This is a genomic window from Mycobacterium sp., from assembly GCF_035570115.1.
GTDB lineage: Bacteria > Actinomycetota > Actinomycetes > Mycobacteriales > Mycobacteriaceae > Mycobacterium.
Genome location: NZ_DATMLH010000115.1, coordinates 1 through 25472 on the forward strand (window position 1 = coordinate 1; position 25472 = coordinate 25472).

General features: G+C 64.8%; 23 protein-coding genes. 14 read left to right on the plus strand and 9 right to left on the minus strand.

Annotation, left to right across the window (positions count from 1 at the left end; translation table 11 throughout):
- Positions 1-1650, plus strand: a 1650-nt coding sequence (locus VNW74_RS10190) for a DUF3556 domain-containing protein (protein ID WP_325676481.1), incomplete at its 5' end; no start/stop codon positions are given.
- Between the two features lie 44 nt (positions 1651-1694).
- On the opposite strand, the gene VNW74_RS10195 is transcribed toward VNW74_RS10190, so the two are convergent.
- The 4 genes from VNW74_RS10195 to VNW74_RS10210 all read right to left on the minus strand — a co-directional run bounded on the left by VNW74_RS10195 (position 1695) and on the right by VNW74_RS10210 (position 4892).
- Entirely contained in the window at positions 1695-2456 is a 762-nt protein-coding gene (locus VNW74_RS10195; RefSeq protein WP_325676482.1) for an enoyl-CoA hydratase/isomerase family protein, read from the minus strand.
- Positions 2453-3217 (minus strand): alpha/beta fold hydrolase, encoded by a 765-nt coding sequence (locus VNW74_RS10200; RefSeq protein ID WP_325676483.1) that lies wholly within the window; start codon positions 3215-3217, stop codon positions 2453-2455. Before VNW74_RS10200 ends, VNW74_RS10195 begins: the two co-directional genes overlap by 4 nt.
- Positions 3218-3419: 202 nt before the next feature.
- A complete protein-coding gene (locus VNW74_RS10205) occupies positions 3420-4448 on the minus strand; it encodes an SPFH domain-containing protein (RefSeq protein WP_325676484.1) in 1029 nt (342 codons plus the stop codon).
- Between the two features lie 3 nt (positions 4449-4451).
- Complete coding sequence (locus VNW74_RS10210) at positions 4452-4892, minus strand: NfeD family protein (protein ID WP_325676485.1); 441 nt, start codon at positions 4890-4892, stop codon at positions 4452-4454.
- A gap of 224 nt (positions 4893-5116) precedes the next feature.
- On the opposite strand from VNW74_RS10210, the gene VNW74_RS10215 reads away from it, so the two are divergent.
- Together VNW74_RS10215 and VNW74_RS10220 are read left to right on the plus strand one after the other, a co-directional pair.
- Positions 5117-5398 carry a hypothetical protein gene (locus VNW74_RS10215; protein ID WP_325676486.1) on the plus strand — a complete coding sequence of 94 codons (282 nt, stop codon included), beginning with the start codon at positions 5117-5119 and terminating at the stop codon, positions 5396-5398.
- 59 nt (positions 5399-5457) lie between these two features.
- On the plus strand, positions 5458-6789 hold the full coding sequence (locus tag VNW74_RS10220) for an MFS transporter (protein ID WP_325676487.1): 1332 nt from the start codon (positions 5458-5460) through the stop codon (positions 6787-6789).
- Positions 6790-6805: 16 nt separating this feature from the next.
- Here VNW74_RS10220 and VNW74_RS10225 read toward each other — a convergent pair whose 3' ends face one another.
- Entirely contained in the window at positions 6806-8287 is a 1482-nt protein-coding gene (locus VNW74_RS10225) for a biotin carboxylase (protein WP_325676488.1), read from the minus strand.
- Positions 8288-8526: 239 nt separating this feature from the next.
- On the opposite strand from VNW74_RS10225, the gene VNW74_RS10230 reads away from it, so the two are divergent.
- On the plus strand, positions 8527-9879 hold the full coding sequence (locus VNW74_RS10230) for a serine hydrolase domain-containing protein (protein ID WP_325676489.1): 1353 nt from the start codon (positions 8527-8529) through the stop codon (positions 9877-9879).
- A gap of 65 nt (positions 9880-9944) precedes the next feature.
- On the opposite strand, the gene VNW74_RS10235 is transcribed toward VNW74_RS10230, so the two are convergent.
- Positions 9945-10691, minus strand: coding sequence for an SDR family oxidoreductase (locus VNW74_RS10235; protein WP_325676490.1), 747 nt, complete (start codon positions 10689-10691; stop codon positions 9945-9947).
- A 326-nt stretch (positions 10692-11017) separates the two neighbouring features.
- Here VNW74_RS10235 and VNW74_RS10240 point away from each other — a divergent pair, with 326 nt between their 5' ends.
- From VNW74_RS10240 to VNW74_RS10260, 5 genes are all read left to right on the plus strand, one after another.
- Positions 11018-11467 carry an SRPBCC family protein gene (locus tag VNW74_RS10240; protein ID WP_325676491.1) on the plus strand — a complete coding sequence of 150 codons (450 nt, stop codon included), beginning with the start codon at positions 11018-11020 and terminating at the stop codon, positions 11465-11467.
- Entirely contained in the window at positions 11454-13124 is a 1671-nt protein-coding gene (locus VNW74_RS10245) for an NAD(P)/FAD-dependent oxidoreductase (protein WP_325676492.1), read from the plus strand. Before VNW74_RS10240 ends, VNW74_RS10245 begins: the two co-directional genes overlap by 14 nt.
- Positions 13121-14383 (plus strand): phosphatidylserine decarboxylase family protein, encoded by a 1263-nt coding sequence (locus VNW74_RS10250; protein ID WP_325676493.1) that lies wholly within the window; start codon positions 13121-13123, stop codon positions 14381-14383. The genes VNW74_RS10245 and VNW74_RS10250 overlap by 4 nt, the downstream gene beginning before the upstream one ends.
- A 105-nt stretch (positions 14384-14488) precedes the next feature.
- Complete coding sequence (locus tag VNW74_RS10255; RefSeq protein WP_325676494.1) at positions 14489-14776, plus strand: GlsB/YeaQ/YmgE family stress response membrane protein; 288 nt, start codon at positions 14489-14491, stop codon at positions 14774-14776.
- A gap of 41 nt (positions 14777-14817) precedes the next feature.
- Positions 14818-15858: a YhjD/YihY/BrkB family envelope integrity protein gene (locus VNW74_RS10260; RefSeq protein ID WP_325676495.1), complete on the plus strand. Its 1041-nt coding sequence runs from the start codon at positions 14818-14820 to the stop codon at positions 15856-15858.
- A 16-nt stretch (positions 15859-15874) separates the two neighbouring features.
- Here the strand turns inward: VNW74_RS10260 and VNW74_RS10265 are convergent, their stop codons facing one another.
- Positions 15875-17386, minus strand: coding sequence for an FAD-dependent oxidoreductase (locus VNW74_RS10265; protein ID WP_325676496.1), 1512 nt, complete (start codon positions 17384-17386; stop codon positions 15875-15877).
- 249 nt (positions 17387-17635) lie between these two features.
- Here VNW74_RS10265 and VNW74_RS10270 point away from each other — a divergent pair, with 249 nt between their 5' ends.
- The 3 genes from VNW74_RS10270 to VNW74_RS10280 all read left to right on the plus strand — a co-directional run bounded on the left by VNW74_RS10270 (position 17636) and on the right by VNW74_RS10280 (position 19610).
- Positions 17636-17917, plus strand: coding sequence for a WGxxGxxG family protein (locus VNW74_RS10270; protein WP_325676497.1), 282 nt, complete (start codon positions 17636-17638; stop codon positions 17915-17917).
- Between the two features lie 128 nt (positions 17918-18045).
- On the plus strand, positions 18046-18216 hold the full coding sequence (locus VNW74_RS10275) for a hypothetical protein (RefSeq protein ID WP_325676498.1): 171 nt from the start codon (positions 18046-18048) through the stop codon (positions 18214-18216).
- 1040 nt (positions 18217-19256) lie between these two features.
- Positions 19257-19610, plus strand: a complete 354-nt coding sequence (locus tag VNW74_RS10280) for an STAS domain-containing protein (RefSeq protein WP_325676503.1) — start codon at positions 19257-19259, stop codon at positions 19608-19610.
- 749 nt (positions 19611-20359) lie between these two features.
- Here the strand turns inward: VNW74_RS10280 and VNW74_RS10285 are convergent.
- Positions 20360-21172 (minus strand): GTP cyclohydrolase, FolE2/MptA family, encoded by an 813-nt coding sequence (locus tag VNW74_RS10285; protein ID WP_325676499.1) that lies wholly within the window; start codon positions 21170-21172, stop codon positions 20360-20362.
- A gap of 158 nt (positions 21173-21330) precedes the next feature.
- Entirely contained in the window at positions 21331-22833 is a 1503-nt protein-coding gene (locus tag VNW74_RS10290) for an amidase (protein WP_325676500.1), read from the minus strand.
- 388 nt (positions 22834-23221) lie between these two features.
- Here VNW74_RS10290 and VNW74_RS10295 point away from each other — a divergent pair, with 388 nt between their 5' ends.
- Both VNW74_RS10295 and VNW74_RS10300 read left to right on the plus strand, forming a co-directional pair.
- Entirely contained in the window at positions 23222-23881 is a 660-nt protein-coding gene (locus tag VNW74_RS10295; protein ID WP_325676501.1) for a CoA pyrophosphatase, read from the plus strand.
- 68 nt (positions 23882-23949) lie between these two features.
- The gene (locus VNW74_RS10300; protein ID WP_325676502.1) at positions 23950-25368 is read left to right on the plus strand and encodes an SDR family NAD(P)-dependent oxidoreductase; all 1419 of its coding nucleotides are present in this window, start codon (positions 23950-23952) and stop codon (positions 25366-25368) included.
- Positions 25369-25472 lie beyond the last annotated feature (104 nt).

Sequence of the window (25472 nt, forward strand, 5' to 3'; positions counted from 1 at the left end):
GCCACGCTGACCTCCGGACTGCCGGCGTTCTGGCATGTTTCGGAGTGGTGGAACCAGCCGATCGTCTACCAGAAGGCAATCCTGTGGACGGTGCTGCTCGAAACCATCGGCGTCGCCGGGTCATGGGGGCCGCTGGCCGGCAAGACCAAGCCGATGATGGGAGGCATTCTGTATTGGGCCCGGCCCGGCACGATCAGGTTGCGGCCGTGGCGGCGAGTCCCATTCACCGCGGGCAACCGTCGGACCTGGTTCGACGTCGCACTCTATTTGGCCCTGATCGTCAGCGTGATCGTGGCGCTGGTGATGCCCGGTGTGCGCAGCGATTCGCTGTCGGCGGCGCTGCCGGAAAACACGTCCGGTCTGGTGAACCCCACGCTGCTGATCGCCCCGATGGTGCTGCTGGTCATGATCGGGCTGCGGGACAAGACAATCTTCTTAGCCGCGCGTGGCGAGCAGTATCTGCCGGCGTTGTTCTTCTTCACCGTGTTGCCGTTCGTCGACATGATCATCGCCCTGAAGCTGCTGATCGGCCTCGTGTGGATCAGCGCCGGCGTCTCGAAATTCGGCCTGCACTTCACCAACGTGATACCGCCGATGGTGAGCAACAGCCCGACCCTTCCGCTCAAGTGGCTCAAGCGGGCCCACTACCGCGACTACCCCAACGACCTGCGTCCGTCCCACCTCGCCAGCTTCATGGCACACGGTCCGGGCAGCGTCGTGGAAATCCTTGCCCCGCTTGCCCTATTGCTCTCACCCTGGCCGTGGCTCACATTCATCGCGGTCGGGATCATGGTTGCGTTTCACCTGTTCATCATTTCGACGTTCCCACTCGCGGTGCCGTTGGAATGGAACGTGCTATTCGCCTACGGCGCGATCTTCCTGTTCGTCGGCTTCCCGAACTGGGGCGGCTACAGCATCGCGGACATGTCCTCGCCGTTGCTGACCGTGGCGATCGTGGCCGGCCTACTGTTCTTCCCCGTGCTGGGCAACCTTCGTCCCGACCTGGTGTCCTTCCTGCCCGCCATGCGGCAGTACGCGGGCAATTGGGCGTCGGCGGTATGGGCGTTCGCCCCCGGCGCTGAGGACAAGCTGAACAGCGTTACGCGTTCGTCCCCCAACCAGATCGACCAGTTGGTCGCATTCGGTTACGAGCCGCAGTGGGCGGAGATCTTCAATCAGCAAACGGTCGGATGGCGGTCCATGCACAGCCAGGGCCGCGGTTTGTTCTCGGTGCTGGTGAAGAATCTCCCGGATATCGACATCCGGACAGTCCGTGAGGCGGAGCTTGTCTGCAACTCGCTCATCGGCTTCAACTTCGGCGATGGTCACCTGCACAACGAGGACCTGATCGCGGCGGTGCAGGACGAGGCTCAATTCGCACCGGGCGAGCTGGTGGTGGTGTGGGTCGAGTCGCAGCCCATCGGCAGCAAGGTTCAGCACTACAAGGTCATCGACGCGGCACTCGGCGTGACCGAGCGCGGCACCTGGAAGGTGACCGACGCGGTGGCCGAACAACCCTGGCTGCCCAATGGCCCGATCCCTTTGCAAGTGACATGGACCCGCCCCGCGACTGACCCCCCGGTTCGGGGCGATGGCGTGACCGCTGCGTTGTCGGTCAGAAACAGGACGAGCTGGACCTCGCGTCGCTGAAACCACGGCCGCGTTTCCGTGCGCCATCGACGGAACGGCACCCTTCAGCGACCGGTGAACGTCGGAGCGCGGCGCTGGGCCGCTGCTGCCACGCCCTCGCGGAAGTCGGCGGTCGCCTGTAGTCGGGTTTGTTCTTCGAACTCGCGGGCGGTGGCCGCGGCGACAGCCTCAGCGAGTCCGGCGCGCGCGGTGGCACGGATGCTTGTCAGTGCCAAGGGAGCCGACGCGGCGATTCGTTCGGCGAACCGGATCGCCGCCGGGCGCACACCACCGTCGGCGGCCAATTCATCGACCAACCCTGCTGCGCAAGCGAGTTCACCACTGAAACGCTCACCGGTGAGCATCCACTCAAGTGCTTTTTGCTGGCCAACGACACGTGGCAACGTGGCCGTTATTCCGAAGCCGGGATGAAACCCGAGCCGGCTGAAGTTGGCCGCAAATTTCGAGGAGGGTCCGGCCACCCGGAAGTCCGCGCTAAGGGCAAGCCCGAGTCCGCCGCCGATCGCGGCGCCGTGCACCGCGGCGACAACCGGCTTGCTGGTGCGGAACAACCGGATGGCCTGAGCATAAAGCTCATTGGGCGACACACGATCCTCGGCGGGCCGGGAGAAGTCGGCACCGGCGCAGAAGTGTTTTCCCTCCGCACACAACACGATCGCCCGACATTCGACGTCGTCGTCCAGCCGCTCGTAAGCGTCGGCGATGCCCTTGATCAGGGCGGTGTCAAAGAAGTTGTTCGGGGGCCGATGGATCTCTACTACGGCCACGTGGCCGGCGGATTCGACGGTGACATCCGGAGCGGTCACAGCTGTTCCAGCAATTCGCGCACCGCCGCATTGAACGCCTCGGGCTGGTCCATATTCGCCGCATGCCCAGCGTTGTCGATGACAACCTTGCAGGAATCGGGGATATGACGGTGCATGTAATCGGCCCCGGCCAGAAAGTCGGTGTCCTCGGCGCCGACGATCACCAATGTCGGCACCGTGATGCTGTCGAGCGATGTGATCACGCGGGCGTCCTTTTGCGCCATGACACCGCGCGCGGCGCGAGGCAGCCCCTCGGGATGCGCATGCACCGCCTGCGCGAGTTCCGCCGAGCTGTCGGCCCGGGTTCGGCCGCGTTCGAGTTCCTGGGCACGTCGCTCTACCCACGCGTTCCACTTGTCGCGGGCTTCGTCGTTGCGGTAGCCCGGTCCCGTGTCCACCAGCACCAGCGCGGCCACCCGCTGCGGATGGACGAGGTGGAAGGCCAGGGATAGGTAGCCGCCCAAGGACATTCCGCCGACCACAGCCCGATCGGCACCCGCGGCGTCGAGAATGGCGGCCATGTCGGCGACGCTGATCTGCTCGGTGTAGCGGTTCATGTCGTCGGGTGCGTCGCTGCTGCCGTGGCCCCGCTGGTCCCACACGATGACCGGCCGGTCGACGCTCAAGGCATTAACATTCGGGTCCCACATGCCCGCGGTGGCGCCGAAACCGTGTGTGAGCAAAAGCGGCACACCGGGCGCGTTCGGGTTGTGCACCTGGAAGGCCAACGTGACCCCGTCTGCACGCTGCAGTCGGTTCACTGCATTACCTCCGACCCGGACTGGATGGCGTGGTACAACGCGTCGGGACCGCAGGCCCAGAGGCGACGGCTCAGATAATGCAAGGGGTACTCCTTCGTCATACCGATAGCGCCGTGCGCTTGCTGGACGGCTGCCGTTCAGCTGCGCGGTCCGGTCAGCAAGCATTTTGGCGCAAGCGATTTCGAAGCTACCCGACCGGTCGTTACGGGCGCGATGGCGAGGCGGTCTGGTAGCCGTCGGCCTCGGCCGCGCATTCGAGCGCATCGGCGGCGGCTTGTGCCGCCTGAGCCGCATCGGCGGCAGCGTGCGCTGCCAAGTCGTCGGAGGAGGCGTCGCGGGTGGCCGATGACTTGGGCAGCGCCTGGGTGAAGGCGCGGGACACGTCTTGCAGGGCGGCGGTGACCTCGCTTGGAATTACCCAGAACGTGTTTCCCGGGCCCTGGGCCAGCTGCGGCAGCATCTGAAGATACTGATACGCGAGCAGTTTGGGGTCGGGGTCGTTGCGGTGCACGGACTGAAATACCTCGTCGATAGCGCGGGCCTGGCCTTCGGCCTTGAGGATCGCTGCGGTCCGGTTGCCCTCGGCGCGCAGGACGGCGGCCTGCTTGTCACCTTCGGCGGTGAGGATCTGAGACTGGCGTTGGCCTTCGGCGCCCAGGATTGCCGCACGCTTGTCGCGCTCGGCCCGCATTTGCTTCTCCATCGCATCCTTGATGGATTGCGGCGGGTCGATGGCCTTGATCTCTACCCGGTTGACCCGCAGCCCCCACTTGCCGGTGGCCTCGTCCAGCACACCTCTGAGTTGGCTGTTGATGGTGTCGCGGGAGGTGAGTGTGCGCTCCAAGTCCATGGACCCGACGACATTGCGCAGTGTGGTGACCGTGAGCTGTTCGACGGCTTGCAGGAAGTTGGCGATCTCATAGGCGGCTGCGCGTGCGTCGGTCACCTGGAAATAGAGCACAGTATCGATCTCGACGACCAAATTGTCCTCGGTAATCACCGGTTGCGGTCGGAACGAGACAACCTGTTCCCGCAGGTCAATCATCGGATAGACGCGGTCGAAGTAGGGGATGACGAAATTGAGGCCGGGCTGCAACGTGCGGTCGTAGCGGCCGAGCCGTTCGACGTTGCGGGCACGCGCCTGGGGCACGATGCGCACCGCCCGCAGCACGGTGAAGGCTACGAACAGCGCGATGACCAGTCCGGGGATAAGAGAAAGTGCAGTTTCCATGGGTTACTCCCGGGGGTACACGAGCGCGGTGGTGCCGCTGATCTCCAGCACGTCGACGGTCGCTCCGGCGGGGATCACCAGGGTTTGGTCGTAGGCGCGCGCCGTCCACTCCTCGCCGCGGATACCGCCGATGCGAACCCTGCCGTCCAGCCGGGACACCTCTGACACGACATAGGCGGGCTTACCGATTAATGCGTCTACGCCGAAACGTTCGAGCTGGGGCCGAAGCATGTGCCGACGGACGATGGGGCGGATGAGCAGCAACCCGATCGTGGCGGTGACTGTGAACGCGAGAAGTTGGACAGGAACGGGTAGTCCGACTACGGCGAAGCCCGCGGTGATCAGTGCGGCGACACCGAGCATCCCGACAGCTGCGGTGATAGTGAGCATCTCGACCATCAGCAACACCACGGCAATGATCAACCAGATCAGCCATGCATCCATACGGCGATCCTCCTTGAACACTCGACGGATGCGCGGGCGGGATGACTGTCACTTCCTCCATCCTGTGCGGTAGGTCACACCCTTACATTATGTCCCCAAACCATGCTGGCGGCGCATCGCGTTTTCGGATTCCGGCAAAGCGGTGGTGATCGCTTGCTGCTTGTTGGCCGAGGTGTATCTCGCACGTGACCTCCCCGCGACTGCGACGAAGGACGCTGTTCTTCATGACAGCGTTTGCGGTTATCTCCGCGCTGGTGACAGCACTGTGCATCGGCTACCACTGCGGCCGGCGCGCTGGCTCGACGCCTTCAACCTGGAGGAAGCGAACGGGTCGGGTGGCGCTAAGCAAGCTCGCGGTCAGCCTGCTCGTGTTGATGACTGTGCGTCGCATCCGGCAGAGCTTCCTGGCCGAGCGCCTGCTCCCCGACGCCCGAGGCGTCTGGGGAATGAAATTTGTTGAGCCGCTTCAGCTTCTGCGGGGTAGCTTTGCGCGTTTGCGGCTCTAACCTGAGATAAGCCCGGTGTCTCGACCCATAATTCGCCTCCGGGCCTCAGACTATGAGCTGTGGTAGTCGCGGACAGGGCGGGGCAACAGGTACAGGTGCGGCGCGCGGCGATGGCCAGCGCGATCGGCACGACGATTGAGTGGTACGACTTCTTCCTTTACAACACGTCCGCGGCGTTAGTTTTCCCCCACCTGTTCTTCCCCGCATCCAGCGCGTACGCCGGCGCGATGCAGTCGTTCGCGACCTACGCTGTCGGGTTTGCGGCCCGCCCGGTGGGCGCCGCGATCTTCGGGCACTGGGGCGACCGGATCGGCCGCAAGGCCACGCTGATCGTCACGCTGCTGGTCATGGGCATCTCGTCGGCGCTGGTCGGCATCTTGCCCAACACGGCGACGATCGGCTTGGCTGCGCCGCTGCTGCTGGTCGCGCTGCGACTGATCCAGGGACTCGCGATCGGCGGGGAGTGGAGCGGGTCCGTGCTGATCACTATGGAGTCGGGCGACCAGCGCAGACGCGGCCTGCTCGGTAGTTTCGCCCAGCTCGGCGTGCCACTCGGCCTGGTGCTCGGCACGGGCGGCATGACACTGCTTTCGGCCACGCTGTCACCTGAGGCCTTTACCTCATGGGGTTGGCGGGTGCCGTTCCTGCTCAGCCTGGTGCTCGTCGCGGTGGGCCTGGTGATCCGGCTGAAGATCCTCGAGACGCCGATGTTTGCCAAGGTGCAGCAGGAGCGGAAGACCGCCCGCGCACCCATCATCGAGGTGATCCGAAACCACTGGCGGGAGATCCTGCTGTCAGCTGGCCTGCGGTTCAGCGAACAGATGCCGTTTTACCTGTTCACCACTTTTGTGCTGATCTACGTCGTATCGCGGCACGGCTTTTCCAAGACGTTCGTGCTCAACGCGGTCCTGCTCGGCGCGCTGTGCGAACTCGCCGCGATTCCGTTCTTCTCGCAGCTGTCCGATCGGCTCGGCCGCAAACGCGTTTACCTGACCGGAGCCGTGCTGACCGCGCTGATCGCTTTCCCGTACTTCGCGGTGTTGACCCACGGTGGCGCGGTGCTGATCTTCGTCGCGGTCGTGGTGTCGCTGCAGGTGCACGCGATGGAATACGGCCCGCAGGCCGCGTTGATCGGCGAAAGCTTCCCGACGCACCTGCGCTACGGCGGCGCCGGGCTCGGCTACCGGTTGGCGTCGGTGTTCGCCGGCGGCCCTGCGCCGTTGATCGCGACGTGGCTGCTGCACGAAACCGGCACGCCCTACTCGATCTCGATTTACATCGTCCTTGCCGCGATCATCACGATCGGCTGCGTCGCGGCACTGCCGGACCGTTCCCGGGTGGATATCGAGGACGCCGCGGTTTACCGCGGCGCAGCAGATCCAGGGTCTTAGATCGTGCGGCCGCTGCTCACGCTCGTGCGACGAGCCGTGAAACGATGGGCGTGGCCGGCGTCAGCGGTGTCGAGACGAACTGCGCTTTGATGCCTTTGACCCAGCGCTGGCAGCGCTCGGTGAGCTGGTAGTCGTTGGTCTGCAAGTGCCCGCGGGTGAAGAGCACGCCGAGTTGGGCGCCCTCGCAACGTAAATCGCCAGGCGCCGCAACACGCATGTAGAAGGCCTCGGACTCGTCAAGCAGTGTGGCCCAGTCGTTGCCCTGGCGCGCAAAGGAGGCACGCCCGTCTTCGTCGAGGTGCCAAACACCCGTGCGCGGGGTCGAGGTGAAGAGCTCCACGTCCGGCGAGGTCTCCGAAATTATCAGCTGACCCCAGACCTCGTCTTCGCCATAGCCACGCTCCCAGCGCGAGTTGATCTCGTCGATGTCGACCTCGTACTCCACGTCCATGTATTCGAGCAGGTGAAAGAGGAACAGCGGCATGTCGGCGTAGGCCTCGGTGGTCAAGTTCGTCATCGGGCTCGCGCCGCTGAGGCGCGGGTTCACCTCGCCGAGGTAGAGCTCGTCGGCGTCCAGGTCGTGCAACAGGTCCACTTCGAAGTAGCCGCGGTATCCCTCGCGGCGCAGGATGTCGCCCAGCTTTCGCACCATCTCTCGGGCGGCATGCGTCTGTGCGGGCGGCAGCACCTCGCGCCAGATGTCATTGCCGCACCAGGCGCCCTTGGTGGGAGTCAGCTCCGGGTAACCGACCAGACTCGTCATCGCGGGGCCGACCACGGTGCCGTGGCGGGTCACGGCGCCCTCAAGGCACACCTCGACGTTGCGGATGCGCTTCATGACTTTGACTTCCTGCTCGGCCAGGTCACCGGCGCAGTGGTCCCAATCGCGCTGGCCGCGCACAAAGAACGTCCCGGAGCCGGCATTGCCATACGCGATCTCGACGACCAGGTCATCTCCCAGCCCGGCGCTGTGCGCGAGTGCCGACAGGTCGTCGTAGGAGCCGACCCGCCCGATTGCGTGAGGCACGCTCGGCACGCCCGCCTCATCGGCGAGGCGCGTCATGACGACCTTGGAGCCCAGGCGCTGGCGAAGCTCGGCCGGGGGGTGCATGACATTGAGCCCCGCCTGGCGGGCCAGGGCCTGGGTGTCTTCGTCAACCATCACAAAACAGGCCTTGCCGCCGGGGCCTCGTCGCGCGATGAACTCGAGTGTCTCGGGATCACTCAGGAGGTGGTTGCAGACATCCCCCATGCAGTCGAAATCAATGCGGTCGCGCCGCCGGGGCACGAACACGCGCGAATGCGCGCCCTCAAAAGAGTCAAAGTAGTTCAGGTAGAAGAAGTTTCGTACCCAGCGGTCGATGCCGAGCAGGTTGAACGGGGTCGGCGAGATGAAGTACAGCGGCACGGCGTTGGTGTGAAAGAACGCGCGTATGTCCGAGATGCCGTTCAGCGAGCGACGCGGCTTGGGCTCCGGCCCACCGGCGGGCACGATCACGCCCGCCGCGGCGGCATCGACGCCTGGGCCCGGCGTAAGGACCACGGCGTGGGCGGTGCGGTCGCGGCGGCGGTGAGATCACATACCTCCATGCCACCAGTGTGCACATGCCCATGGTCGTGTGAGAAGTGTGCGGTGCGCCAACGTCGGCCGTACTTCGTCCTAAGGCCGGACAACCGGAGCATCCCGGGTTCCATGCACACCCCGACGATCCGACCCAACAGGGCTAGATTCGGGCCATGAGCCCGCTCCTGGACGCCACGACCCGGTGCCTTCGACGCATCGCTCTCGGCAACCAGCGCGAGGGACGGGTCCCGGGTCTCTATGCCGCGGTGTGCCGTGGGGGCGGGCTCGCCTGGGGCGACGGCATCGGCGTCGCGGATCTGGACGACGACCGCGCGCCCGGGCCCGACGACCAGTTCCTGGTCGGTTCCAACACCAAGACCTTCATCGCGGTGATGGTCATGCAGCTGCGCGACGAGGGGCGGCTCGCCCTCGACGACCTGCTCGGCGACCACGTCCCGGAGGTGTCCCATCCGGTCACCGTCCGGCAGTGCCTCGCCCACGTTTCGGGGATGGCCCGCGAGCCGCTTGGTGATGTCTGGGAGACGCTGGAGCAGCCGGACGCCAGGGAGCTCCGTCGCGACTTCGACGACGTCGAACAGGTCCTGAAGCCCCACGCGCGCTGGCACTACTCCAACGTCGTCTACGCGATGCTCGGCCAGCTGGTCGAGGAGCTCGACGGGCGGCCCTGGCAGGAGTCGCTGCGTACGCGGCTGCTCGAGCCGCTGGAGCTGCGGCGTACCACGGTCGGGTTCGACGTCGGGCCCCACGCGACGGGCTACTACGTCGCGCCGTACGACGACGTCCCGCGGGTGGAGCCGGTCATTGACCTCAAGGCGATGGCGCCGTGCGGCGGCCTGGCCAGCACGGCCGCCGACCTGGCCCGCTGGTCGGCGTTCGTGGCCGACCCGCCCGCCGAGCTGCTCTGCCCCGACACGATGGAGGAGATGTGCCAGCCCCAGATCCTGCTCAACACCGAGGTCTGGACCGGCGCGATGGGGCTGGGGTTGTTCCTCATGCGCTCGGCCACCGGCCGTACCTGGGTCGGCCACGCCGGCGCGATGCCCGGCTACAAAACCGGCGTCTTCACCCACCGCGAGTCAGGCACGGGTGGCATCGCGCTGATGAACGCCACGGTGACACCGGCGCCTGACGTGCTGACGATCGAGCTGGCCGACCATGTGGTCGAGCACGACCCACTGGAGGACGAGCCGTGGCGGGCCGGCACCGAGGTGCCCGACGAGCTGCGCGGCATCCTCGGTCGCTGGTTCTCCGAAGGCCATCCCTTCGTGTTCGTGGTGGAGAAGGGCCGGCTCCAGGCGCGCAGCGACGAGCCGGCGGCCGCCGGGTTTCCGCCGTCGGTGTTCGAGAAGATCTCCGATGACGTGTACCGCACGGTCTCCGGGCAGTACCGCGGTGAGCAGCTGCGCGTGGCCCGTGCGGCCGACCGCACGGTCACCAAGCTGAACTGGGCGACGTATCTGTTCACGCGTGAGCCGATCGCCTTCGGCGAGCACCTCGACACCTGAGGGTCACTTCGGGCTTCGCGCTATTCGTGTCATTTATTCACTCCGATCTAGCGAGTGTCGTTTCGTTATAGCTGTCTTTCGCCGCCGTCGACGAACAGCTCGGTTCCGGTCATGAAGCTGCTCTCGTCGGAGGCGAGGAACAGCACCGCGGCGGCGACTTCCTCGGGCCGCCCCACCCGGCCCATCGGCACATTCGATGCCTGGGCGTCGAGCAGTGCCTGTTCCTGGCCGCTCGGTGCCAGGCCCTTCAGTCCCGGCGTCTCAACTGGACCCGGTACGACGGTGTTGACCCGGATACCCCTATCGACCAACTCAGCCGCCCACGTGCGTCCCAGCGAACGGATGGCAGCCTTCGACGCCGCGTACACGCCCATCGCGGGTGTCCCCCCGTACGCGGCGGTTGAACCGGTCAACACAATCGACGCTCCTGCTCTTAGCAAGGGCAAGACTTTCTGCAGCGTGAATAGGATTCCGCCGACGTTGATCTGGAATGTGTTGGCGAACTGTTCGACGGTCACGTCGGCCAACGGCGCCAATTCGCCCCCGCCGGCATTGGCGAACACAACATCCAGGCCGCGTCCACGGGCCCTGATGGCATCGGCAACGTTGTCGAGGTCGTCGAGATTCGACACGTCGCCGCGGATGCCGGTTGCTTCCACACCGATCGACGCCACGGCGTCGTCGAGAGTCTTCTGGTTTCGTCCGGTGATGAAGACGTGTGCGCCTTCGGCTGCAAACCGCTGCGCGGTGGCTAGGCCGATGCCGGAGTTGCCGCCGGTGACAAGTGCCGTCTTCCCAGAAAGCTGACCCATAGCGATCTCCTTTGTTCTACGTGGGCACAATCGCCAAGCAGTTAGATCAGTTCAACACGTGATATATCACGTTATTCCTGCGACGCCGGTGCTATCACGAACAGATCGTCGGGCAGGCGATCCGGGAGCTCGCGCCGTTCGCGACACCAGTCCGAGCTAACGGCGGACGTGTTCTACCCGGCGCGGTTCCGACCTATTCGGCCGGTCCCGGTGAGGCGGGGCCGGGTTCAGCACGGACTAGCGCGTCCTTTTCTTCGTTTCGGGTACCCCTACCCTCATCGGCGCTGCGGAGCCGCAGATACGTTCTCCAAACGAAGGACACACCCATGACCGTCACCCGAGACATCGCTGCCACCCGTCCACGCGTGTGGGACGTACTGGCCAACGGATGGACCTACTCAGGCTGGGTGGTCGGCAACAGCCGGATCCGCGCGGTCGACCCGAACTGGCCCGCACCCGGCACCCGCATTCTGCACTCCATCGGCACCTGGCCGGCGGTGATCGACGACGAGACCGTGGTAGAACGCAGCGTCCCCGGTGAGGAGCTGGTGCTGCTGGCGAAGATCCGGCCGGTGGGGAAGGCCCGAATCACGCTGCAGCTGACCGATCTTCCCGACGGAGGGTGCCGCGTCGCGATGAGTGAGGTCGTAGTGAGCCGCCCGCTGCGCTGGGTGCCCGACAGTGTGCAGCTGCTGGGGGTGGCTCCACGCAACCGTGAATGCACGTGGCGGTTAGCCAAGATCGCCGAACAGCAAGCCCCCGATGCCCCCGGATAGCGGTCCGGCCAGTGTGGATGCGGTCGTCATCGGGGCCGGCCACAACGGACTGGTCGCCGCGGCCGTGCTGGCTGACGCCGGCTGGGACGTGCTCGTCCTGGAAGCTCAGCCCGATCCTGGGGGCGCGGTGCGTAGCGCCGAACTGATACCCGGCTACGTCAGCGACCTCTACAGCGCGTTTTATCCGATGTCGGTGGTCTCGCCGGCCATTCGCGCGCTGCACCTGGAAGAACACGGCTTGCGATGGTCGCATGCTCCGGCCGTCGTGGGACACCCTCGTAACGGGTCGGACGACGACGCACCGGTCATCTACCGCGATCCAGCACGGACAGCGAATGAACTGGCCCGCCGAGACGCCCACGACGGCGACAACTGGTGGCGGCTGGTCGAGTTGTGGAAGGCCATCAGAGCCCCACTGATCACCACGCTCTTTGCGCCGTTCCCGCCGCTGCGTGGCCCCATTCAGCTGCTCCGGAAGCTGGGCACGGCTGAGGCGTTGCGGCTCGTCCGTCTGCTGATGTTGCCGGCCAGTGTGATGGCCGGTGAGTTGTTCGACGGCGACGCGGCACGGCTGCTGCTGCTCGGCAACGCGTTGCACGCCGATGTGCCGATCGACGCACCCGGCAGCGGCGTAATGGGGTTCCTCATGCTGATGCTCGCCCAGGACACCGGGTTCCCGGTGCCCGTCGGCGGTGCCGGGCAACTGACCGCCGCGCTGGTGCGACGCGCCACGTCGGCCGGGGCGCAGCTGTGGTGCGACGCGGCAGTCGACGCCATCGACGTCCGCGATGATCACGCGGTGGCGGTGCGCACCGTCGGCGGTCACACCATCGGCGTGCGTCGCGCTGTGGTGGCCGACGTCTCCGCGCCCGATCTGTATCAGAGGTTGCTGCCGCGGGATGCACTGCCCGAGCGGCTATTCCAGGATCTGACTCATTTCATCTGGGACACCCCCGTACTTAAGGTGAACTATGCGCTCGATGAGCACATCCCGTGGCGCTCAGAGTCCCTAAGGGAAGCGGGCACCGTGCATCTCGGCGCCGACGGTCACGGGCTGACCCGCTGGCTTGCAGACCTGAACACCGCGACCGTGCCGGACAATCCATTCATGCTGTTCGGTCAAATGACGACCGCCGATCCCAGCCGGTCTCCTGCCGGCACCGAAAGTGCCTGGGCTTACACACATCTGCCGCGGGAACGGAACGATAACGCGTCCGCGGACCGGCTGGCACAGTCGGTGGACCGTGTCATCGAAGAACACGCGCCCGGTTTTGCCTCCCACGTTGTGGGGAGGGTGGTACAACGCCCGTCGGATCTGCAAGCGGCAGACGCTAACCTTAGTGGGGGAGCGCTCAACGGTGGGACCGCGCAGCTACAGCAACAACTCATCTTTCGGCCATCACCCGGCTTCGGACGCGCCGAGACCCCGATCCGCAACGTCTTCCTCGGAAGTGCCTCAGCACATCCCGGCGGCAGTGTGCACGGGATATGCGGTCATAACGCCGCCCACGCGGCATTGAAATCGGATGGCATTCGGGGCTTTCCGCGCCGCCGCCTCAACCAAAAAGTGATCTCATTGCTCGTGAGTAAACCCCCCTCGGCTGCGGTGGGGGCGAACGCGAGTCGTGTTTCTCGATGCAGGAGGGTCTCACTGTGACGCCTCGTTCGCCGCATGCTGTGGATGTCCGCCGCCGGGCCGGCTGGTTGCCCGACGATCAAGACGATTTGGAGGCCTGGCTCGCCGGACACCGGGAGCGGGTGGAGGCGCGCGGCGAGCAGATCGTGCTTCATCCGGTGCTCGTCGAATTTCAGGAGTTAATCGACACCGATGCCGTGGTGCGGATGTACATGCACCAGATGATCTCGCAGGTACCGACTACCAAGCATTACCGAAAGCGGCACCTGGAGAGCGTGCCGCAGATGCTGCGCCTGATCAATGAGGTGCTGACGACGGCACCTGAGTTCGGTGACAACATGGTGGCCACCCCACTGGGGGCGATTCTGGACTGGACGATGGGCACACCGGCCGGGTTCGCCGCGTTCCGCGATCCCCGGATCAACGCGATGCTGAAAAAGATCCTGACCGCCTGGTGCGAGTTTCTCGACAGCCCTGATTCGCTGTACGTGCTCAACGATTCACCGTCGGGCTGGAAATGTGTTGCGGCGCAACGGGCCGTCGGGATCGAGCAGTTCGAGCACGACCCCGCCGACGAACACTGGGGTTTCAGTTCGTGGAACGACTTCTTCACCCGACGCTTCAAGGACGGCCAGCGTCCGGTCGCCGCCCCCGACGACGACACGGTGATCGCCAACGCCTGCGAGTCGACCCCGTACGGCATCGCCACCGACGTGGCGCGCCAGGACCGTTTCTGGATCAAGACTCAGCCCTATTCGCTGCAGGATCTGCTCGCACAAGACGAGTCGGTTGATCAGTTTGTCGGCGGAACCATCTATCAGGCCTTTCTGAGCGCGACCAACTTCCACCGGTGGCACAGCCCGGTCGCCGGCACGATCGTGCGGGCCTTCGTCCAGGAGGGCACCTACTACTCCGAGGCCGACTCCGAAGGCACCGATGCGGTCGAGCCGACGAATTCGCAGTCTTACATGGCGCATACCGCCGCGCGGGCAATCATTCTCATCGAGGCTGACAATCCCGTGATCGGGCTGGTGGCTTTCGTGCCGGTCGGTATGTCGGAGGTGTCCTCCTGCATTATCGACCCCAGCATCACCCCGGGTTATCACGTCGCCAAGGGAGAGGAGCTCGGCTACTTCCAGTTCGGCGGTTCCACGCACTGCGTCATCTTTCGCCCTGGCGTGATCGCAGACTTCGCTCTCGGGGCCATTCCCCAACCGCACGACCCCCACGCGCCGCTGATGTTGATCAACTCGAAGCTCGCCGCCGCCAAGACCATCTAGGTCGACCGTGCATCTGTATTCGGGGCGGACTAACAGGGTCAACGCGACAAGAAACGGGTATCTCCACACCAAGCGACATGACCCAGCCCCACCGGAGGAGTTCAAGTGATCGGGACAATCATTGGCGCCATCGTCATCGGACTACTCGTGGGTGGACTGGCCAGGCTCGTCATGCCCGGCAAACAAAACATCGGAGTCGTGATGACTGTGATACTCGGCGCGATCGGCGCATTCGTTGGAACCTGGGTGTCCTACAAACTGGGCTATTCCAACCAGAATGGTGGATTCAAGATCATTCCCTTCCTCGTCGGCGTCGTCGCCGCGTGCATCCTCATCGGCATCTATCTAGGTGCCACCGGGCGTCGCATCACCAATCGGGTGAGAGGACGGTAGCGCCTCTCAACGCGCCGAGCCGTTTCAACTAGGGCAATGCCGTGGGTTTGACCGATCGTCTCGATGCCTGGCAGCAGCGTTACCCGGCGCTGGGGTTTCCGCTGGCGGTGATTTACAAATACGTCGACGATCAGGGCAACTATCTGGCGGCGTTGATCGCTTATTACGCGTTCGTATCGTTGTTTCCGTTACTGTTGCTGCTATCCACTGCGCTGGGTTGGGTGCTGACGGGCCATCCCGAATTGCGCGCGCACGTAGAGCATTCGGCGTTGAGTGAGTTCCCGGTCATCGGATCGCAACTGGATAGGCCCAAACAGCTCAGCGGGGGCGTGGTCGGCATACTCGTGGGAGTTCTGGGCGCGCTCTACGGCGGGCTCGGCGGCGCGCAAGCGTTGCAGAATGCGATGAACACCGTATGGACGGTGCCGCGCAATGAGCGCCCTGATCCGTTTCGAGCGCGGGGCCGCAGCCTGTTGCTGTTGGCCACCGGCGGCTTGGCATTGCTGGGCACCACGGTGCTGTCCGCGCTGGGTGGGGGCGCGGGGGCATTTGGCTTGGGGATCAAAGTCATTGCGCTGATGGCCTCGGTCGCGGTGAACGCAGGTGTGTTCATTTTGGCGTTCCGGATCAGTACCGCACGGAATTTGACTGTGCGGCAAGTAGCTCTCGGCGCGGTAGCCGCCGCGGTGGGTTGGCAGGCGCTCCAGTCATTCGGAGCGGTCTACATCGGGCATGTGATTAAAAGCGCGAGCGCCACCAACGCGGTGTTCGCCCTGGTGTTAGGAATGTTGGCGTTCTTATACATCGCGGCGACTCTGGTGGTGTTGTGCGCGGAGATCAACGTGGTGCGCGTCGAGCGGCTGTACCCGCGGGCGCTGCTTACCCCGTTCACCGAAAACGTCGACTTGACCGACGGTGACCGCAGCACCTACGCGGCCAAGGCAGAGGCCGAGCGGGCCAAGGTATTTGAAAAAGTCGATGTCACTTTCGGCGTACCGCCGCACCGCACCGTGACAGAATCAAGCGACCCGTCCACCCCGGAGGCTCATCGGGCGGAGTCCGCAAACCGAAGCAACGAATGAGCGTCGCTGGTCGTCCTCACTGCGAGGCGGTCAGATCACGGGTGGCCGGTCCTTCGAGCAGCGTGCCATCCGGGGCGAACCGCGAGCCGTGCAGCGGGCATTCCCACGCCTTGTCGGCGTCGTTCCAGTTCACGATTCCCCCGAGGTGCGGGCACACCGGTGAAACGCGATGCTCGGTGCCGTCGACCCGGCATCTGGCTTCCAGATGCCAAGGGGGACCGCTCACCACGCCGCCCCCGTCCTCGGCGGGGCCACGACGGCCGGTGCGCGCCGCCGGGGTGATCCAGCCCTTGGTCAAGTTAAAGCCGACCTCGAGGTTGGATTGCATGGCCGTTCGCAGGCCCGAGAGTTCGTGGGTGCTCCAGCTGGCGAACGCGCTGGACCAGTCCATCCGCCCGCCCAGCATGCGGCTCGATAGCGCCAACGCTGCGGCAGCACCATTTGTCATCCCCCACTTGTTGAAACCCGTTGCAACAAAGATGCTTTCGCTGCCCGGCAAGATCGGACCGACGTACGGCAAATCGTCGATCGGCGTGTAGTCCTGCGCCGACCAGAAATGGGTCTGCTCCGCTCCCGGGTAGTGCATGCGCGCCCACGACGACAGTTCCTCCAGCGCCTTGGACGGGCTCTTCTCGCGACCCACGGTGTGGCCCGCGCCGCCCACGATCAGCAGCTCTCCGTCGGCGACGGGTGCGTAGCGCACCGAACGCGTCGGCGAGTCGGTGGAAATCATCATCGCCCGGGTGATGTCGCCGGGGACCCTGAAAGCGAAGCAGTAGGACCGGCTCGGCTTCACGCGCGCGAAGTAACCGCCGCGGTCCAGGATCGGAATTCCGGTGGCAAGCACCAATTGCGCGGCCTCGATCTCGACGTCCTGCTGCGCGGCGTCGGTGACGTGGACGCGCAGGCTGTTTCCGTGGCCCGACACCCGCCACACTCGGGAGTGCTCGACTAACCGTCCGCCGCGGCTGAGGAATTCGACGACCAACGAGTCCAGGAAGGACATCGGATTGAACTGCGCCTGCTCAGCCAGCCGCACGCCGCCGTGATACGGAAACGGGACCTCGGCGCCGTCCTCCCACGTGGCGGACAGGCCCACCGCCAGGCACGCCTTTAGCTCGGCGCGCGCAGCCGCCACGCCTTCGCCGGACTGCGCGTAGGTATAGGCATCCTCGCGCTGCACCGCCACACCGTGTGACTGGCAATGGTCGAGCACCCAATCCTGACCTTCACGATTACCGTCCACGTAAGCACGGGCCACGCCATTGCCGTGTTTGGACAGGATCTTCGACAGGTGGCTGCCCTGCAGCAAACTGACTTTGGCGGTGGTGTTTCCGGTGGCGCAGGCACCCACCGTGCGGGCTTCCAACACCAGCACGTCCTTGCCGGCGCGGGCCAACAGAACCGCGGTCATCAGCCCGGTAATCCCAGCGCCCACGACGATGACATCGGCGGACCGGGGACCCTCGTCAAGCTCGCTTGCAGCCCAAGGCTGTTCGACTCGGTCGCTCAGCCATAAAGAAGTCACGGCGGAGGTGATACCCCGGCAACGCCACAGGGAAACGGTGGACCGTGATTCATGCTCATGAATCCGATAGCCATCATCGACACCCGGGTGCGGATCCCCTACGCCTTCGGGCGGGTGTGAGGTTTACCCCCTGTCTTCTCAGGGTATTTACGGGTTGAGCCTGATTGACTCGTGGCTTCCTTTTCAGCCCTAAGACTAGAGAGCACTGGTTCAGGTCTGCGAAATACCAACTAGTGCAGGAGCACACACATGCGTAAAACCCTTGGTATCACTTTGATCGCTGGCACCCTGATGTTTGGCGGTGCGGGCGTCGCCAACGCAACCGCACCCAGCGCGCCGGTCCCGTCATCGACTACAACGACGCAGGCCGACGACATGAACAATCCCGGCAACCACCAGGGCTGCGACAAGACCGGTCTGTGGGGCCTGGCAGGCCTACTCGGCCTGGTCGGACTGGCTGGGCTGAAGCGACGCAACAACACAGAACTCGTTGGCTCGGGCGCTCGCAGCGCAAATAGTCCGCGGGCTTAATCGGATTCGAGTACCCCGTCAGAGCGGCTCTGGTCGCTCCGGCGGGGTGTCTCAATTCCAGAAAGTGTGATTCCCGTCCGGCGCGGAGCGCGCCACGAATGCAGCACTGACTACGACGAGGAGCTGGCATGAATACCGCTCAGCCCGGCAGTTCCGGTCCTGCCGCACCGGAGACCGACGTTGCTGAACCGAATCGGAATGTCAAGAGCGACGCTGGGGACCTAGATCCCCGCGACACCGCGCATCCGACGGGGCAGGTGCAAGCGGAGAAGAATGCAGAGGACGAATCACCGGGCTGATCTGCGCTGGTAACCGACGGACAGCACTGGTAATAGACTATGGCGCAACCTATTTGACCAACGGGCGTCGACGCGCCGCCATTCCGGGTAATCAGCGGTTCGTTGACCTGTTTTCGGGGCCGTACGGTACCCGAACAGGCTGACCCCTCGCGGCGCCGTTCCGGTCGCCGTCCGAATCCTTTGAGCGCCAGCAAGTGGCGCCGCCGATGCTGCACCTCCGCCTGGTGCGGTGAGTTGTCGTTACCGCTGGCCATATCCACCAGCGCGCGCCCTAGCTCGCTAGGGCTAAGTCCCATTTCCTGAACCGCGCTCGCGAATCGCTGACCGCATCATTGTGCGGACATCCGCGCAGACCCATGAGCACGCCGATGGCGATCCCAATGTCCCTGCGTGACTCGAGGTTGTCGGCCAGCCCGCTCGCCCAAACATCAAGCGCCCGGGGTCCTCGCTTGTCTCTGATATGCTTGGCGGCGGTGGTAACTGCGAATGTGGGTGTGTCGCATGGTTATTCGGATCGGGACTAGCTGCGATAAACTCCTCGATCGCGGCAACGACTGCAGCGGGGGATTCGACGTGGGAAAAGTGTCCGACACCGGGCAGCACCGCCAGCTGGCTGCCAGGTCGCGCCGCCCGCGCCGCTGAGCCGTGTTCGACACGGATGATCGCGGCGTGGTCACCCCAGATCACCAGCGTAGGTATTTCCCACGGCGCTCAACTTTCGACCACATCCTTATGAGCGTCGCATAGCGCGCGGCGAACGGGGTAATGCGAGTCACCGCAACGTGCGGTAGTCTTGCATTGAGGTTGAATTGACAGCCTGTGGACACGCCGGGTAGCGCATCAGCCAAATCCTCCCAACATCACGGATCTTGTGGACTGGCTACAGCCTTCTTTCGATCCGATCGAGGCCTACCGAGTCCACTTTGTACCCACGATCGAAACGAGCTCCACCGATGATAACTCCCCTCTTTCCAAACGTCGCCACTCCTGGCTTCACGTCACATTCCGGCAATTGCGCCGTCGATTGCAATGGCGCCCAAATGCGCGCTCATTGCCGAGACCAGGTGACGGTTGTGAAGGTCATTGGTGACATCGACGCTACCAACATCGACCGCCTATACGACTACGCCCGCCGGTTCGTTCTAGAGGCACCCGGCCTCATCCTCGACCTAAGCGGGGTTAATTTTCTCTGTGCCAGAGGCATTTCCGTCCTTAACACGCTCGATAACGACTGCCGCACCGCGGGAACGCACTGGGCCATTGTCGACAGTCCATTTGTTCGACGGCTCCTGCACATCGGTGACCCCAGCGACGCGCTGCCCACGGCAAGCTCGGAGCGCCAAGGCCTTAACGCAATTGACGCACAACGCCAGGCGAGTCTGGCTGCATCGTAGCGAGTCGGTGACGCCGAATGCCGAACCCACCCACGCGCTGGGTTCCCGCCCCGTTAGGTCTTCGGACTTACCGGGGGCGGTTCGAATGACGCGGTTCAACGAACCGCGGGTGGGAAATCAGCACCCGAGGTGATTGACCGGGTGACCACCGCTCATGACCCGAGCCCCACGCCAACCGCCGGTAGACTTGGCTTTGGTTGACAGTCCGGCCGGCCCGGAAACGCCGTCCCCTGCAGCGGCAGCGTGAGAGCGCCCGCTCGTAACCGGGCATCTCAGTGATTTCTGTAGAAAGTTCACGATGCGAACGCGTCCAAAGTGGACTGTCCCCGGCACCCCGGTAGCCATCTGGCGCCTCGGAAATCGGTCCGCGGAATGGGCTCCGCCAATCTGGAGTACCCGTTCCTTGAGTTGCGACCAGACCGGTCTCGAGCGTGGCAAATTCTCTGCTTGCGTTTCCGTTATCGGGGTATCCACCCACCAGCGCAGAAAACTTCGGGTGTCCGACAAGTGTGGCCGGTTGATCAGCAGCTGCGCGAAGTTCGGGCCGCCGAGCCGAGTGATCTGGGTGTCCAATTTGTTGACGACGTCGCGGCTCTAAGACCTGCGGCTTGCCGCGGTCGGTGACCGGCTCTCGACGCCGTCAAGACCCGAGAACGCAACGCCGGGTTCGATTCCCGGCAGCTCCACGAGAGAAAGCACTGGTCAGAGCACTAGATTCGGGCCTGTTTTTCTGTTGCATCAACATCTCATCAGACGATGACGACGCAGCGGAGGGGGTATTCGAAGATGCTCTCGTAGTTCACGATCTGGCAAGTGACCCTGGTAGCCGTCGGGAACTGGGCCCTGGTCTTGTCGGCGATTGCCCGGAGCGCATCCTCTGCGAACACCGCGTGGTGGTGGATGGCGGTGACCGCGTCGGCTTCGCTACGTCGCTTATGCAGTTCCCGCACCGGCCCGCTGGCCGCGCACTCTCCAACGGCGAGCAGCTCGGCCAGGGAACGACCGGCCACCGTCGTCAAGTCCCCGGTCACGGTGATTTCCAGGTCGCAAACCTGATTGTGGGACGGGTGCTCGCCGACGTTGTCCATATCGTCACGATCAAAGGCGATCGCGCTCTGGGCTTGGGGACAGGCCAGACAAACCTTGAATGCGGCGCCCCAGGTCACCTCGGTCCGGTCTGCCGCCTCGATCCGGCAGATCTCTTCAATCGGCTTGAACCCGCCGTCGTGCGGCAACACGATGGTGGCCCGCGCGTCCACCGACCAGGACGCGGCGCCGGGCACCGCGTCGCGCAGCCGCTCGAAGATGCCCTGGGCGTAGTCGAGCACGGTCGGCTGCGGACCTGGCCGGTCGATGCATTCGATCAGCCTCGACATGTGCGCGCCACGCTGGTGGGCATACAAACCGACTGTGATATCCATGACGACCATCGCCGCACTGTCATGCTCGTCGATCGCGACGATCCGCTTGACCCCGACGTGTCCAACCGAATGCACTGGAATGCAGACGTTCGGAACTTCCGAATGCAGGTCCGGCAGCACACCGCTGTCCTCATGGGCCATGCGTTTCCACCCTCTCCGACTCGTAACCGCCAACAAAGTTCGAACATGTCACGAGTGTGGTGCGGGATCGGTTCACTCGTGTGACGGAGCGGCCCAGCGCCTCGGCTGAGTCCTTCTCGGGCAAGCGGCTCGAGCAGAATTGGCGGCCGTGTTTCACGTCAGGCGTAACCCGGAGGCGGTACGAAGCCGCCGAACTCCCATTCCAGGAGTTCGGCGAAGGCGATCGTCGTAAGATCTTCGAGGTAAGGCCCGATGATTTGCACTCCGATCGGCAGACCGCTCGGCGAATGGTCGATCGGCGCAGCGGTCGCGGGCAGCCCGCAGGTACTGGCTGGGTCCGCCCACGCGAAACACGCGTCGTAGTAGGGGTATTCGTTACCGTCGACCTCGAGATGGCGAGCCTCGATCGGCAGCGAATGGTCGTGCGGAAAGGCCGGCACCGAGGCCGCCGGATAGACGACGACATCCCAGTCGCAAAACAATGTGCTCCATTGCTCCCACATCTGCGCCCGCGCCCGGTCCGTTTCGAGCCAATCACGATGGGTCATGACAGTGCCGCGGGCGCGCGCAGCGCCCAGCCCGTCATCGCCGGGATCTAGTGCTGCGGCGAGCCTTTGGGCTTCCTCGAAGCCGTCGCTCGTCATGCCGAGACTCTTGGCCGCCGTCAAGAGCCTCATGTACAGGCGGGCCGAAGCGGCAAGGTCGGGCAGCAACGCCGACGAGTGCGAGACCGTGACGCCCGCTTTGGCCATCCGCTCTGCCAAGTGGCCGATCGCCTCGCGGACGGCACTGCCCGTCGGGATCAGTGGATGCGTGTCGACGACGAGCACGCGGAAGTCCTTCAGGTGGGCGTGCCTGGGTGCGGGCAATGCCAGCCGGTAGCCCACCCCCTCGGCGTGCTCGTCCGGACCGGCGATCACGTCCAAGGCCAGCCAGAGATCGGCTGCGGTCCTAGTCATCGGGCCGATAACGGCCAGATCGCCGTTCCCCGGCAACGGCGCCAGCGGGGGTGCGCTGTGACCGCGCGTCGGCACCAGATCGAGGCTCGGCTTGTGCGCGTACACGCCGCAGAAGTGCGCGGGAACCCGTAGTGAGCCGCCGATGTCCGAACCCATCGACAACGGGCCGAAGCCCGCGGCCAGTGCCGCAGCGGACCCGCCGGAGGAGCCGCCAGGTGATCGCCCGACGTCCCACGGGTTGTTGGTCGTTCCGTAGACGTCGTTGTAGGACTGGAAGTCTGCTAGGGCCAGGGGCACGTTGGTCTTGCCCAGGACGACGGCGCCGGCACTCTTGAGCCGGGACACGGCGAGCGCATCCTCTGCGGGTACGAAGTGTTCGAATCGTGGGGAGCCCCATGTGGTGGGCAGCCCGGCGATGTTGAAGGCTTCCTTGATCGTGATCGGTACACCTGACAAGGGTCGGTGGTCGCCGTGGGCCAAGGCAGCGTCAGCGGCCTTGGCGGCTTCCCGCGCTCGATCGAAATCTCGGACCACCACGGCATTGAGCCGAGCGTCGAGCGCTTCGATGCGTGCGATTGTGTGGTCCAAGACTTCGAGGGCAGAAACCCTTCGCAACCGCAGATCCGCCACGAGATCTTTGATCGTGCAGTAGTCCCACTCCGATGCGGGTATCGAACTAGTCAGCTGCGGTCGATCCGTCATGCACCGACCCTTCAGGCGGTGAGTTGGCCGGTCAAGGAGGTTGTCGAAGGCGGCGGCCGACGACATATGCAGACCACGCCTGGGCTCGGTTCCAAAGCCATGCCTGAGACTGACATCCACTCGTCACTCCGTCAACAACAGCGCACCGTTGTTCGTCGACACCCGTGATTAGTGCCCGGAACGCTGCACTCCTCTGCAACTGGGTCGAACGAGAATTCCTGGCCCGCAACCTCACATCGTGATGCCGTGACGTTCCCCGATGTCCGCGCTCACCCAGGCGTGGTATCTACAACGCCGGCTGCCCTCGCCACTCGCCGCCAGCGTGGTGAACTGATTTGTGCCAGATCCCGATTCGCGCCCTCAACCCGACCTAGAACGACCTGCCGGCATGCGTAACGATCCGTCCGCCGCGCCGACGTACACCGTGGACGATTGGCTGACCGCAGCCGGATCAAAGAATCAGGCCGCGATTATTCCCGGGCGACTTGTTCGACTCGTTACCGCGCTCAGCACCGCCCCACCGGGCCAACTCAACACCAACGACCCTGTTGCGACACATATCGCTGACCGGCAGGCGGCCGTGCTCGTACTTCTCAAAGACACCAGCGATGGTCCCGAAGTGGTTCTGCTGCAACGCAGTTATACGCTTCGGCACCACCCAGGAGAGGTAGCGTTCCCCGGCGGCTCCCGGGAGTCTACCGACCGCGATCCCGCCGCCACTGCCCTGCGGGAAGCAGCCGAAGAAATTGGCCTCAACCCCAGCAGCGTCGACCCGCTGGTCAACCTTCCACGCCTTCATATTGGTGTCTCGGGCTTCGACGTCACCGCAGTTGTCGCCCACTGGCGTCAGCCCGGCCCCGTCTATCCGGTCCAGCCCGCAGAAACACACCGGGTACTCACCGTGGCGCTGCCCGATCTGGACAATCCAGATCGCTGGCACCAGTACCATCGCAACGACTGGACCGGGCCCGCCACGTTCCTCGACGCCGCGACCCGACTCTGGGGTTACACCGCCGAAATCCTGCTCTACATGTCCAAAAACCGCTAGCGGCCGCCCGGCCAGCCGCCGCTTTAGCCTCGCTGCGCCGGACGTGACAAGCCCCGTACGCTTCCACGGTGAACGCGATCGACCCGGACAAGCTCAACACGTGCCTGATGGTGCTGGCCGACATCGAGTCTTTGCCGCCCGAGCATCCCGATGCCGTTGCCGTGCGTCGGGCCACCGCGGGCATATTCAAGGCGGTGAAGAAAGCCCGCCGCCACGCCAAGCGCGACGCGGTGGCGGCCGCAGATCACGCCGTCACCGCGGCCACCGCCACCGGTGCGCCCGGCCGCATCGACGACGAAACTGCCGGCCTTCCCCTGGTGTCCACCGCGTTGGGAGCCTCCGCAGGAACGTTGCTTCGGTCGCGTGCCTGCTACATGTGCAAGAGCCGATACACGGTGGTCGACGCGTTCTACCATCAGCTCTGCCCGGATTGCGCCGCGCTCAACCGCGCCAAGCGCGACGCCCGCACCGACCTCACCGGCAGGAGCGCCCTGCTCACGGGTGGCCGTGCCAAGATCGGCATGTATATCGCGTTGCGACTGCTTCGCGATGGCGCCCACACGACAATCACCACCCGCTTTCCGAACGACGCCGTGCGCCGCTTCGCCTCGATGCCCGACAGTGCCGATTGGCTGCACCGGCTGCGCATCGTCGGGATCGACCTGCGCGATCCCGCTCAGGTTGTCGCGCTCGCGGACACCGTCGCCGCGCAGGGCCCGTTGGACATTCTGATCAACAACGCCGCCCAGACGGTGCGCCGAGCCCCCGGCTCCTACGCTGCGCTCGTCGAGGCGGAGCGCACCCCGCCGCAGGAACTTGTCGACGTGGTCACGTTCGACCGCGTCAGTGACGCCCATCCCGCGGCGCTGGCCGGCAGCCTCGCCGAGCACCATGCTCCGCTCGCGGTGACCGAACTGGCCCTCGCGGCCCGCAGCGCGTCCCCGGACCGACTCGCCGCCGGCACGGCTATCGACGCAGGTGGCTTGCTGCCCGACACGGCGTCTATCAACAGTTGGACTCAACGTGTGCACGAGATCGACGCGATGGAATTGCTGGAGGTTCAGCTCTGCAACCAGACCGCGCCGTTCATTCTGGTTAGCCGACTGCGCCCGGCGATGGCCGCCTCACCTTCCCGGCGCACGTACGTCGTGAACGTGTCGGCAATGGAGGGGCAGTTCAGCCGGGCGTACAAGGGACCGGGGCATCCGCATACCAACATGGCGAAGGCCGCGCTGAACATGCTCACCCGCACCAGCGCAGCCGAGATGCTCGAGCAGGACGGCATCCTCATGACCGCCGTCGATACGGGCTGGATCACCGACGAGCGTCCACACCCGACCAAGCTGCGGCTCGCCGACGAGGGGTTCCATGCCCCCCTCGACCTTGTCGACGGCGCCGCCCGCGTCTATGACCCGATCGTCCGGGGGGAGTTGGGCGAAGATCTGCACGGCTGCTTCCTGAAGGACTACTCGCCGACCAACTGGTAGCTGCGACGCACGCTGACGAGCTAGGAGCTTCTCAACGAGGGGCATCATCGCCGGTTTGGTTTGGCGGCTGGCCCATCGGCGGTGCGATCAACAGCGCCGCACGC